Origin of the sequence: Pandoraea apista, from assembly GCF_001465595.2 — a bacterium.
GTDB lineage: Bacteria > Pseudomonadota > Gammaproteobacteria > Burkholderiales > Burkholderiaceae > Pandoraea > Pandoraea apista.
This window is the reverse complement of the sequence record NZ_CP013481.2, coordinates 3222374-3234429: the sequence shown is the minus strand read 5'-3', so window position 1 is coordinate 3234429 and position 12056 is coordinate 3222374. Positions and strand designations below refer to the sequence as shown.

Sequence of the window (12056 nt, the reverse complement as noted above, 5' to 3'; positions counted from 1 at the left end):
GGTGGTACGGGGTCCGCGCGCCGAGATGGATATTGGATACGAGGCGTGTGAGAGGGGGAAATGCGGCAGGGTGTCGGCCCTGCCGCAAGACTGGCGAGTCGGTGGACGTCAGCCCGTTTCGCGGACGAGCTGTACGAGTCAGCGTCCGCTGCCGAGCACGATCTGCGCGATCAGCCCGGTGCTGATGGCCACGAGCAGGAAGTCGCCGCCCACGCCAACCCAGTGGTAACCGCGAGGTGGCGGATTCAGACGGTACTGGCGATAGTCTTCGACGACGTATTGACGATCACGATACTGCTGCGGCACGCGGTCGCCCTTGCGCCAGTCGGGGTGTTGCCAGGTGTCCTCCGCAGGGCCGCGCGGCGGCGGACCGCCATGTTGGCCCTTCGGCCCACCGTGTTGAGGGCTATGGCCCGGTGGGCCACCGTGAGGACCGCCCGGCCGCTGTCCCGGCGGTCCGCCGCGGTTATCCGGGCCACCTTGTGGCGGTGGTCCGCCCTGGGCGAAGGCGAGAGTGGAGGAAACCGCCAGACCGGCGGCGAGGCAAAGCGACAGTGTCTTGCGCATCTTCATTGTTTGCACTCCTTGTCGTAGGGTCGGAAGACCGCACGCGGGGGAAGCATTCGAGATGACTTGCCAGTGACGGTCGTCGTGTCCGCGGGTTTCACACGGTGTGCAGGAGCCGGCGGAAGCGAGAACCGTGCATCCATCCTACCATCGCAGCGCAAAAAAAAGCCCGGGCATGCCGAATGTCGTGTGACTCAGGCATGCACCGGGCAAGCAGGGACGCAGGGAAGAAACCTTTCCAACACTTACCGTCAGGTGGCCGGGTGCATCGAGACCGGCGGCGTGCTTGGCGCGCGTCGGGGGCAGGTCGGCGTGCCACTCGTCTTGGGGGGGACGAGTGCGGCCGCCGGTTCGATGCATTCGATACGGGGGGATGGTCTGCGGCGGCTCGATAAGCCGGGCCGTCCCCTCCGTCTTGCTGACGCGCTATTCGGTCTGTCGGGTGCGCTCAGCGGGCAGCCACCGTGGCATTGCCGCCGGACGACACCGCAGCCGTCGCAGGTGTGGCAGCCGCTGCCGGAGCCGGCGGTGAACCCGGAGCCGCAGGGGCTGCGCCTGATGCCGGCACGTCACCCCAGCCGCCGCCGAGGGCGCGGATCAGGTTGACGGTCGACACGGCTTGCGCGCCTGCGAGCTGCACCGCGCTGCGTCGAGACTGCAACACGGTACGCTCGGCATCGATCACATCGAGATACGCAATCGAGCCTTCCTGATACTGCGTGCGGGACAGTTGCGCGGCGCGGCTCGACGCTTTCACCGCATCGTCCTGCGCACGCGTTTGTGCCGCGAGCAGGCGCAGATTCGACAGGTTGTCCTCGACTTCCTGGAACGCCACGAGCACCTGTTGACGGTAGTTCGCCACGTCCTCTTCATATTGCGCACGGGCACGCGACAGATTGCCGCTGCGTGCACCGCCATCGAAGATCGGCATCGAGAGCAGACCGCCGACTACCGGGCCCAGCAGGAAGGTGCGGCTCGACCAGTTGAACAGGTCGCCCAGCGTGGCCGCCTCGAAGCCGCCCGAACCGGTCAGCGAGAGCGACGGGAAGAAAGCCGCCTTCGCAACACCGATGCGTGCGTTCGCCGCCGCCATTGCGCGTTCGGCCGCCGCGATATCCGGACGCCGTTCGAGCAGGGCCGACGGCAGACCCGCCGGAATGCGGATCGCGACGGGCACCAGCGGCGACGGCGCGAATGAAAACTCCGCAGGCGTCTTGCCGAGCAGAATCGCCAGACTATGTTCCGATGCCGCACGCAGGCGTGCAACGGCCAGCGCATCGGATTGCGCTGTGGCCAGTTCGGCCTTGGCGCGCGCCACGTCAAGCTCGCCGATATCGCCCTCAGTGAAGCGGCGCTGCACCAGCTTAAGGGCCTCTTCGCGCAGCGTTACCGTTTGCGTGTACAGCGCCTGTTCGGCGTCGAGTTCGCGAAGGTTGAAGTAGTTCTGCGCCACGTCCGCTTGCAAGGCGAGCTGCACCGAGTGAAACAGCGCTTCGCTTTGCTCGGCGTCGGCGCGGGCCGCCGCCACGTTATCCGACACGCGGCCGAACAGGTCGACTTCGTAGCCAACGCTCGCTTGCGCACGCCACAGCGTGTACGGCGCGATATTCGTGCCGTCGGGCTGAAGCTGCGAGGCGGGCGAAATCTTCTGGCGAGTCGGGCCGAACCCGGCGTCGAGCGTCGGGAACAGCGCCGCACGAGCCTGTCGCTGCACGCCGCGTGCTTCCTGCACGCGGGCGGCGGCGGCCTTCAGATTCTGGTTGGCGGACAGCGCGTCTTCTTCGAGCTTGTCGAGCGTGGCGTCGCCGAACACTTTCCACCATTCGCCGCGCGCCACGGCCTCGGAAGGCTCGGCGGTCTTCCACGTACCGGCTTCACCGGCCGGGAGTGCGGCTTCCTTGAACGCCGTGGGCATACCCTTGTCGGTCACCTTCGGCACTTCGTAAGTGGGGGCCATCGAGCAGCCCGCCACCACCAGCAGGGTAGCGAGCAGGCTCGAGACACCCAGACTGCGTTTGATCCATTGCGATTGCATGATTGGCATCCTTCAGACTTCGGCCTTGACGTTGGCGGGCATGGTCGACGCGTGCGCACTATGCAGCGGCTTCTTGCCTGCCAGCGTACGGAGCAGCACGTAGAACACCGGCGTCAGGATCAGACCGAATCCGGTCACCCCGATCATGCCGAAGAACACGGCCACGCCCATGGCATGACGCATTTCCGAACCGGCACCGCTCGACGTCACCAACGGCACCACACCCATGATGAACGCGATGGACGTCATCAGAATCGGGCGCAGTCGCAGTCGGCTCGCCTCGATGGCGGCAGCGATGGCCGTGCGGCCCTGCATTTCCAATTCCCGGGCGAATTCCACGATCAGAATCGCGTTCTTCGCCGAGAGCCCCACGAGCACCATCAAACCGATCTGCGTGAAGATGTTGTTATCCCCTCGCGTGAGCCACACACCGAACAGCGCGGACATGATGCTCATCGGCACGATCATGATCACGGCCAGCGGCAGTGTCAGGCTTTCGTACTGTGCGGCCAGCACCAGGAACACCAGCAGCACGGAGATCGGGAACACCCACAGTGCCGAGTCGCCCGCGAGAATCTGCTGATACGTCAGGTCGGTCCATTCGAACTTCACACCGCGCGGCAGCGTTTCCGCCGCAATGCGCTCCACCGCGGCTTGCGCCTGACCCGACGAGTAACCCGGGGCCGGCCCGCCGTTGATGTCGGCGGCGGTGTAGCCGTTGTAGCGAACCACCATTTCGGGACCGTACGTCGGCGTGACCTTCACCAGCGACGAGAGCGGCACCATGTCGCCATTGCTGTTGCGCGTCTTGAGCAGGCCGATGTCGTCGGCATGCGCACGATACGGCGCGTCGGCTTGCACGCGAACCTGATACACGCGACCGAACTTGTTGAAGTCGTTCACGTACAGCGAGCCGAGGTAGATCTGCATGGTGTCGAACACGTCGGTGATCGGCACACCCAGTTGCTTGGCCTTCACGCGATCGAGATCCACGTTCAGTTGCGGCACGTTGATCTGATACGACGAGAACGTCGGGCCCAGTTCCTTCGTCTGCGATGCCTTCTTGATGAACGCCTGCGTAGCGTCGTTCAGGGCTTCGTAGCCGAGCGCACCACGGTCTTCGACTTGCAGCTTGAAGCCACCGAGCGTACCCAGGCCCAGCACCGGCGGGGGCGGGAATACGGCGATGAACGAGTCCTTGTTCTTCGAGTATTCGCCGTTGAGTTTCGCAGCGATGGCAGCCGCCGACAGCGACTTGTCCTTTCGCTCGCTAAACGGCTTGAGCGTGACGAACACAATGCCTGCCGACGACGAGTTGGTGAAGCCATTGACCGACAGACCCGGGAAGGCGATGGCGCTCTTCACGCCAGGCGTCTTCAATGCGATAGCGGACATGTCGCGGATCACGGTCTCGGTGCGGTCGAGCGACGCGCCATTGGGCAACTGAGCAAATGCGATCAGGTATTCCTTGTCCTGCGCCGGCACGAAGCCACCCGGAACGACCTTGCCCAGCAACACCGTGACGCCCAGCAACACGGCGAAGATCGCCATCATGACGGCCTTGCGGCCGATCACGCGGGTCACACCGTGCCCGTACTTCTCCGAGCCGCGATGGAACACGCGATTGAACGCCCCGAAGAAGCCACCCAGATAACGGTTCATCTGACGCGTGAGCCAATCCGGCTTGGCGTGATGGTCCTTGAGCAGTAGGGCGGCCATGGCCGGCGAGAGCGTGAGCGAGTTGAAGGCCGAGATCACCGTCGAGATGGCGATGGTCATGGCGAACTGCTTGTAGAACTGCCCCGTCAGGCCCGACATGAAAGCGAGCGGCACGAACACGGCGACCAGCGTGAGCGCGATGGCGATGATCGGACCGCTCACTTCCCGCATCGCCTGATACGTCGCTTCCTTCGGCGACAGCCCGGCCGCGATGTTACGTTCCACGTTTTCGACGACCACGATCGCATCGTCGACCACGATACCGATGGCGAGCACCATGCCGAACAGCGACAGCGCGTTGATCGAGTAGCCGAAGCCAAGCAGCAGGGCAAACGTTCCCACGATCGACACCGGCACGGCGAGCAGAGGAATGATCGACGCACGCCACGTTTGCAGGAACACGATCACGACCAACACCACCAGAGCAATGGCTTCGAGCAGCGTGTGCACCACGGCGCTGATCGACGAGCGCACAAACTGTGTCGGGTCATACTCGATGCGGTACTCCACACCCGGCGGCATATCTTTTTGCAGATCGGCCATCGCTGCGCGAACATCGTCCGAGATTTGCAGCGAGTTTGCCCCCGGTGCCTGATTGATACCGAGGCCCACGGCCGGCTTGTTGTCGAGCAACGAGCGCAGGCTGTATGTCGAGGCGTCGAGTTGCACGCGGGCCACATCGCTCAGATGCGTGACGGCACCGTCGGGCGAGGTCTTCAGGATGATGTCGCGGAACTCTTCTTCCGTGTTCAGCCGGCCGCGCGCATTCACGTTCAGTTGCAGCGGGGTATTCGGGCCGGCCGGGGTCGCGCCGATCACGCCGGCCGCAACCTGCACGTTCTGCTCGCGAATGGCCTTCACCACGTCAGACGCGGTCAGGCCGCGCTGGGCGACCTTGGCCGGATCGAGCCACACGCGCATCGAGTAGTCGCCTGCCCCCCACAACTGCACTTCACCCACGCCCTTGATCCGCGAGAGGCGGTCCTTGACGTTGATGAGCGCGTAGTTGCGCAGGTAGGTCATGTCGTAACGATCGTTCGGCGAGATCAGGTGCACCACCATCGTGAGCGTGGGTGAGGACTTGATGGTCGTCACGCCAAGACGCTGCACGTCGTCCGGCAGGCGCGGCAGCGCTTGCGAGACACGGTTCTGCACGAGCTGCTGAGCCTTGTCCGGGTCGGTGCCCAGACGGAAGGTCACGGTCGTGGTGAGGTTGCCGTCGCTGTTGGCCTGCGACTGCATGTACAGCATGTTCTCCACGCCATTGATCTGCTCTTCGAGCGGCGAAGCCACCGTCTCGGCGATCACCTTCGGGTTGGCGCCGGGATACTGGGCATGCACGACGACCGACGGCGGGACCACTTCCGGGTACTCCGAGATCGGCAACTGGAACACGGCAATTAAGCCAGCCAGCAGCGTGATGACCGACAGAACCCCTGCAAAGATGGGTCGATCGATAAAGAATTTTGAGATGTTCATGACGAAACTCTGGGGTGTCGTTCAGCGTGCAATGAATACGTGTGCCAGCACGCGACTTACCAACGGTAGGGGCAGTGCGGCCGCGATCAACGCGACGCCGTCTTCGTCACCGCGCCCGTCTGGTTCGCGGCGGCCGAATGCGCTGCGGCACCGTCCTTGCTGCTGTTCTGCGAAGTCTTCTGTGCGGCATTGGCGCCGTTCGCGGCTGGCGTAGCCGCTTTGGCCGAGGTATCGGCCGCATGGGCAGCATCGTTGGCAGCAACAGCGGTGGCGGCCACATCGTGGGTGTCGTCCGCGTTGCCCGTGTCGCCGGCCATCTTCACGGCCTTCGGCGAGACCGTGTCACCCGGGCGCACGCGTTGCAGACCGTTCACGATGATGCGTTCGCCGTCTTTCAGACCGCCCGCGATTTCCACGAGGCCGCCGTGGCGCTCGCCCAATTGCACTTCGCGGTACTGCACCTTGTTCTGCGGGTCGACGACCATCACGAACTTCTTGCTCTGGTCGGTGCCGACAGCGGCTTCGTCCACGAGCAGTGCCGGGTGCGGTTCGCCGCCACCCACGCGAATGCGGGCGTACAGGCCCGGCAAGAGCGCGCCATCGGCGTTGTCGAAGCGTGCTCGCACGCGGATCGTGCCCGACGTCGTGTCGAAGCGGTTATCCACGGAATACACGGTGCCTTTGCGCGAGTAGCCCGATTCGTTGGCCAGCCCCAGATCGACGGGCACGCCGCTCGGTTTGGCCGTGTCGCGCGACAGGTAGCGCAGATAGGTCTGTTCGTCGACGTCGAACGCGGCGTAGATCGGCGAGACCGACACCACCGTGGTCAGCGCGGGCGATTGGGCGCCCGCCGACACGGTGTTGCCGACCGTGATCTCCGCACGCGAAACGCGTCCGGAGACCGGGGCCACGATTTGCGTGTAGCCGAGGTTGATGCGTGCCGTTTCCAGCGCGGCCTGCGCGGCCTTCACGTTGGCCACCGCCTCACGGGCTGCGTTTTCCTTCTGATCGAAGTCCTTTTTCGCGATGGCGTTATCCGCGATCAGGCGCTGTGCGCGTGCAAGGTCGGTGCTGGTGAAGACGTCACGGGCTTGTGCCGACGCGAGCTGCGCCGCAGCACGGTCCACTTCGGCCGCATACGGGCGCGGATCGATGGTGAAGAGGGGGTCACCCTTCTTCACGAGTTGACCGTCCTTGAAATGCACGGCGGTGATGGTGCCCGACACGAGCGGCTTGATGTCCACGCGATCCACCGCGTCGAGCCGGCCGGAATAGCTTTGCCAGTCGGTCACGGTGCGCGAGATCACGTTGGCCACATCCACTTCCACAGTCGGCATGACTTGGGCGGCGGGCGTGCTGGCGTCAACGCGCACGACGGTGAGCGTGCCGATGGCCAGAAGCGCCACCGTAGCGGCGGCGGCAATGAGTACAGGTTTGCGAGCGAGGGTGGTCATTTTTGAAATCTCCGGGATCGGATGGACTCACTGGGTAGAGCCGGTGGCGGGGGGCGCCAGCCGGCGTGTCAGGAACGCGGCCACCTCGCGCAACGCGGCGGGAAGGGCGGCCAGGCCGTGATGGGACGCGCTGCGATGGCGCGTGACCTGCGTTGGCACGCCGGCCGCGATGAGTTCGGCAGCGTATTTTTCGGCTTCGACATGCAGCAGGTCATGTTCGGCGGAGGCGATCAACGTGGGCGGCAGGCCCGCGAGACGGCGTGATTCGAGCGGTGCGGCATACGGGTGCAAACGCTGCGTGGCATGCGGCAGATAGGCGCGATAACACCGGGCGCACTCGCTCGCTTCGATATCGCTTGGCGTGCGGCCGTCGGCCAGACGCGTCATGCTGGGGTCGAGCAGCGGGGCGAGCAGTACTTGCGCGGCAATCGCCACTTCGCCGCGATCGCGCGAGATCATGGTGAGCGCCGCAGCGATGTTGCCCCCGGCGTCGTGACCGACCACAGCCAGCCGGCGCGGGCTCGCGCCGTAGCGGCGGGCGTGGCGCTGAAGCCAGCGTGCGGCGCACCAGGCGTCTTCGGGCGCGGCGGGAAACGGGTGTTCCGGCGCGAGCGAATAGCCGACCGAGACGACCAGCGCGGGCACGTGCGAGGCAAGATAGCGGGCGGCTACGTCCCCGTCGTCGAGCGAACCGTTGCAGAAACCGCCGCCGTGGAAGTACAGCACGGCGGGCAGATGGGCCTCGAGCGGCACCACGACGCCGGGCTCGCCGGCCGTCTCATGGGCAGCACCTGCGGCGGAGCCCGCGGGCCGGTAAAGGCGCAGCGTCACCGGACCCACATGGCCGGCGATGCTCACCTCTTCGATGCGCAGTCCGTCCTCGGTGTGGTGCGTTTGCACCGGGCGTCCCGATTTCGGCTTGGCGTTGGTTGACATAGGGCTTCGGGTTCGCGCGAGCGATACCCCTCTCATGACATTCGATGGAGCGAAGTCTAGAGGCCACGGACATTAGGATAAACGCCTATAATTTGGCAACACTGTTCGGCCAGCTCGACTAATCGGTGTCGGCCTTATGGGCATTGGCTTATGCCGCCGACCAATATGCATATGCATCGGGGACGGAGGCACAAAATGCCGGATCGGCAAGTGCAACAGTGCTTTTGAATGGGGAAACAACATGGATCGCTTACAAGCGATGCAGGTCTTCACGCGAGTGGTCGAGGCGAACAGCTTTTCGCGCGCGGCCGACAATCTGGGTTTGCCGCGCACCTCGGTGACCACGATTATTCAAAATCTCGAGGCGCATCTGGGCACACGGCTGTTGCAGCGCACGACCCGGCGGCTCAACCTCACGCCCGACGGCGCGGCTTATTACGAGCGTTGCCTGCGCATTCTCGCGGATATCGAGGAGACCGAGTCGTCGTTCCGGGAGAGCAGCCAACGCGTGCGCGGCAAGTTGCGCATCGACATGCCGGGCTCGCTCGGCAAGCTGGTGGTGCTGCCGTCGCTGTGCGAATTTCACGACCGCTATCCGGAAATCGAACTCATGGTCGGCATGGGCGATAAGCCGGTCGATCTGATTCAGGAGGGGGTCGACTGTGTGTTGCGTGTTGGCACACTTCAGGATTCAAGCCTGGTCGCGCGGCGCGTGGGCATGTTCCAGAGCCTGACGTGCGCGTCACCGGCGTATCTGGAGCGCATGGGCATGCCGCATACGCTCGACGATCTGCAACGGCACACGGCGGTGCATTATTTCTCGAGCCGCACGGGGCGGGTCATCGACGAGCAATTCCTTGTGGACGGCAAGGAAGTCGAGATCAGCATGCAGGGTTCGATCGCCGTGAACGACGCCGAGGCCTATCTGCAACTGGGGCTGGCGGGCTTTGGCACGGTTCAGTTGGCGCGTTTTATGGCGTTGCCGTATTTGCAGTCCGGCCAACTGGTCGAGGTCCTGCATCAATGGAAGCCGCCGCCCATGCCGATTTCCGCTGTGTACCCGCATAATCGTCATTTGTCGCCCAAGGTTCGCGTATTTGTCGACTTCATCGCCGAACTCTTCGAGCGCTGCCCGTTGCTCCAAGGCCTTGACGAGACCGCTGTGCAGTGCAAACCGACGGTGGCAGCGACCGATGCCGAGGGGCGTTGGGCCTCGTACGGCACGGAAATGGCGCCGCAGGAGGTGGTGGTTTGACGGTGATGGAGGCGATGGCTGCGGTGCGCATTCGCGTCGCCAGGCCAGACGATGCGCCCGCACTGCCGCAGGTTGACCGGAGTGCGGGCGAATTGTTTCGTCTGCTGCCGGAACTGGCTTGGTTGGCGGACGGTGAAGGGATGCCGGTAGCTCGGCATCGAGAACTGATCGCGCAGGGCGTGGCGTGGGTGGCCGTCGATCAAGATGATAAGCCCGTCGCGTTTCTCGAAGCCGAGGTGTTTGGCGACGAACTGCATGTGTGGGAAGTGTCCGTGCATCGCGATTGGCAGTCGCGCGGCGTGGGGCGGGCGCTGATGACGGCGGCGGCCGAGCATGCGGCGCGTATGGGGCTGGCGGCGCTCACGCTAACGACATTTCGCGACGTGCCCTGGAATGGGCCGTTCTATACCCGGCTGGGTTTCGTGCCGATTGCCGCGCCGGATCTGGGTGAACGGCTCAGGCAGGTGTTGGCGCATGAGGTGGCTGCCGGGCTGCCTGCGGCGCGGCGTTGCGCAATGCGCCAGACGGTTATGCCGCGTCGTTGAGGGTGGACTGGCCCTGCGCGAAATCCCAGATGTTTCCAGACGTCTGAGCCCGGAACTCCCCGGCTCGCGCCCACTGTCTTAGAATGGGCGCTTTGTCGAAAGAACCGTCATGGCCGTAGCCATGAAAGGCTTTTATTCTTGCAATCAAGTGTGGTGAAGATGAGCAAGCCTTTCATTTCTCTGTGCCCGGAGATCACTCGGGCAAACGCGCTGAATTTGATGGACTGGCTGGAAGACGAGGCCGTCATCCGCTATCTGAGCGATTCACGTCACGTTTCACGGTTCATCGAACAAGTCGTTGATCGGGTCCAGTTGCCGATCCTCACTCATCTGTTCAATCAAGGCGGCCGGTTCTTCATGGCCTACGACCGATATGACGAGCCGGTGGGCTTCGTGCGTCTGATCAAGACGGGGCCGGACTGCGAGATCGTTCTGGTCATCGGAAACCGCGACAACTGGGGCCGTAAGCTCGGTGCCAGCGCCTTGCGCGAAGGCATGAAGCTCGCCTTCTTCGATATGCGGGCCGAGAAGGTCATCGCCAAGATCCACATCGACAACGCGCGCTCGCTGAAGACGTTCCTGCGTTGCGGCTTTCTGCTCGACAGTGAAACCCCCACGATGAAGTCATATGCGATGACCTCGGAGCGCTATCTACAGCGTTTGCGCGAAGGCGCTTTGGGCGGCGCTTCGGAGATCTACATCACTGAAATCGACCAGACCCGGCTTAGGCATCTGGTGGCGCTGGAGTCAGGCCCCGACGTGGTGGAACTGGAGCACGAGATCGAGCGAGCCATCGTCGTGGATGCTCGGCAGGTGGCACGGGATGTCGTCACGATGAACTCCAGGGCCGTGCTGCATCTGGACGACGAGAAAGTGGAAGTGGATCTGGTCTATCCGCAGGACGCCGATGGCAGCGCCGGGAAACTGTCGGTTTTCTCCGGCGTTGGCACCGCGATTCTGGGTTACAAAGAGGGCGATGCCATCGACTGGCGGATTCCAGACCGTACTCGCTGCATTCGGATTGAGAAAGTGCTTTACCAGCCGGAAGCGGCGGGCGATTTTCACCTGTAGATTCGCTGTGCCACAGCGGCAGGCAGATCGTGCTCGGGCGCTTGAGCAAGCGCCTCATTGCAATATCAGGCAGCGTCTTGCCGACTGCAATTTTCGACGGACGGTTTTCGACAGTGGAGTCAATCCGTCACCGCTGCCCCCTAGGCCGTCGAAGCTACCCTCAGGCGCTCGCCACGCCACCGCCTCTCTTATCGCATCCATCGCAAGCCCCACCAGGCCGCGACTCAACTTCCCCTGAGCGCCTTCGGTACCGGATACCGCTCGCCGTCATATTCAAGGGTGACGTTGGACCGCTTCGACGTGCTTTCCTGACTTGCGCAATCATTGCGGGCCGGCTTGTTCGTCGTTGTGAGCGTTTTCTCGCTGACGATGAGCTTTGCGTAGCCGTTCTTGCCGGCCGGGCCGACGGAGACGCCGCGCGAGGTGTCGGAAAAGCTGCCCGCACAATTCCCGTCCCATTCGCCCCCGCCCGTTTGTGTCGCGAGTTTGTCGACGACTTTACGCAGCTTGGCGCCATCGATGACATACAGGTTTAAAACGCTTTGCGAGAAAGGATTCACGCGCGACGACCCTTCAAAGTCGGTCCGCACGCCAAAGGCCAGCACCTGCGGCGTCAGTCGCCAGGGCGCGGTGTCGAGCGAAATGCTGCGCAGTCTGACAGCGTCGGACTCCAGTGCAGACGCCTCGAAGCGTTGGGCGACGACTTTCCCCGTCTGGCTGTCAGTCACCAACACCTCCAGGTCATACACCTTGTCGTCGTCGGTGCTGCCTTTCTGCGGCAAGGGCAACGCGACCAGCGTGAGCGCCGGATTCGCAGGCCACACTTTGCAACTCGCGAGATCGGTATCGAGCGTGCGGCCGGGGTGCAGGGTTTTCGTCCAACCTTCCAGACGATCACGGCAATCGGCTTGGGCCAGCATGGGCAGACCGAGGATGATGCACATGGCAAGTGAGCGAACGGTGACGAAACGTGGCATGTCGGATCGATGAGAGGT

Annotated in this window: 9 protein-coding genes; 3 read left to right on the top strand and 6 right to left on the bottom strand. The window is 63.8% G+C overall.

Features of this window, described 5'->3' with window-relative positions; genetic code table 11:
• Window positions 1-138 precede the first annotated feature (138 nt).
• From AT395_RS14755 to AT395_RS14735, 5 genes are all read right to left on the bottom strand, one after another.
• Window positions 139-573: an RcnB family protein gene (locus AT395_RS14755; RefSeq protein WP_048629583.1), complete on the bottom strand. Its 435-nt coding sequence runs from the start codon at window positions 571-573 to the stop codon at window positions 139-141.
• A gap of 442 nt (window positions 574-1015) precedes the next feature.
• Window positions 1016-2602 (bottom strand): efflux transporter outer membrane subunit, encoded by a 1587-nt coding sequence (locus AT395_RS14750; protein ID WP_048629582.1) that lies wholly within the window; start codon window positions 2600-2602, stop codon window positions 1016-1018.
• A gap of 12 nt (window positions 2603-2614) precedes the next feature.
• The gene (locus AT395_RS14745) at window positions 2615-5800 is read right to left on the bottom strand and encodes an efflux RND transporter permease subunit (protein WP_042116274.1); all 3186 of its coding nucleotides are present in this window, start codon (window positions 5798-5800) and stop codon (window positions 2615-2617) included.
• A gap of 86 nt (window positions 5801-5886) precedes the next feature.
• Window positions 5887-7254: an efflux RND transporter periplasmic adaptor subunit gene (locus tag AT395_RS14740; RefSeq protein WP_224787440.1), complete on the bottom strand. Its 1368-nt coding sequence runs from the start codon at window positions 7252-7254 to the stop codon at window positions 5887-5889.
• Between the two features lie 27 nt (window positions 7255-7281).
• The gene (locus AT395_RS14735; protein WP_082117926.1) at window positions 7282-8190 is read right to left on the bottom strand and encodes an alpha/beta hydrolase; all 909 of its coding nucleotides are present in this window, start codon (window positions 8188-8190) and stop codon (window positions 7282-7284) included.
• A 241-nt stretch (window positions 8191-8431) separates the two neighbouring features.
• Between AT395_RS14735 and AT395_RS14730 the strand changes: the two genes are divergently transcribed.
• The 3 genes from AT395_RS14730 (at window position 8432) to AT395_RS14720 (ending at window position 11061) form a co-directional block, all read left to right on the top strand.
• Window positions 8432-9445, top strand: coding sequence for a LysR family transcriptional regulator (locus tag AT395_RS14730; protein WP_042116272.1), 1014 nt, complete (start codon window positions 8432-8434; stop codon window positions 9443-9445).
• A gap of 5 nt (window positions 9446-9450) precedes the next feature.
• Window positions 9451-9990, top strand: a complete 540-nt coding sequence (locus tag AT395_RS14725) for a GNAT family N-acetyltransferase (protein WP_197090704.1) — start codon at window positions 9451-9453, stop codon at window positions 9988-9990.
• Window positions 9991-10149: 159 nt separating this feature from the next.
• Entirely contained in the window at window positions 10150-11061 is a 912-nt protein-coding gene (locus tag AT395_RS14720; RefSeq protein WP_048629581.1) for a bifunctional GNAT family N-acetyltransferase/nucleoside diphosphate kinase regulator, read from the top strand.
• A gap of 224 nt (window positions 11062-11285) precedes the next feature.
• On the opposite strand, the gene AT395_RS14715 is transcribed toward AT395_RS14720, so the two are convergent.
• On the bottom strand, window positions 11286-12038 hold the full coding sequence (locus tag AT395_RS14715) for a PA3715 family protein (RefSeq protein ID WP_048629580.1): 753 nt from the start codon (window positions 12036-12038) through the stop codon (window positions 11286-11288).
• Window positions 12039-12056: the final 18 nt, after the last annotated feature.

Coding starts and splice junctions, on each gene's coding strand:
- AT395_RS14755 (WP_048629583.1), bottom strand. CDS start 573: ATGAAGATGCGCAAGACACTGTCGCTTTGCCTCGCCGCCGGTCTGGCG.
- AT395_RS14750 (WP_048629582.1), bottom strand. CDS start 2,602: ATGCAATCGCAATGGATCAAACGCAGTCTGGGTGTCTCGAGCCTGCTC.
- AT395_RS14745 (WP_042116274.1), bottom strand. CDS start 5,800: ATGAACATCTCAAAATTCTTTATCGATCGACCCATCTTTGCAGGGGTT.
- AT395_RS14740 (WP_224787440.1), bottom strand. CDS start 7,254: ATGACCACCCTCGCTCGCAAACCTGTACTCATTGCCGCCGCCGCTACG.
- AT395_RS14735 (WP_082117926.1), bottom strand. CDS start 8,190: ATGTCAACCAACGCCAAGCCGAAATCGGGACGCCCGGTGCAAACGCAC.
- AT395_RS14730 (WP_042116272.1), top strand. CDS start 8,432: ATGGATCGCTTACAAGCGATGCAGGTCTTCACGCGAGTGGTCGAGGCG.
- AT395_RS14725 (WP_197090704.1), top strand. CDS start 9,451: ATGGAGGCGATGGCTGCGGTGCGCATTCGCGTCGCCAGGCCAGACGAT.
- AT395_RS14720 (WP_048629581.1), top strand. CDS start 10,150: ATGAGCAAGCCTTTCATTTCTCTGTGCCCGGAGATCACTCGGGCAAAC.
- AT395_RS14715 (WP_048629580.1), bottom strand. CDS start 12,038: ATGCCACGTTTCGTCACCGTTCGCTCACTTGCCATGTGCATCATCCTC.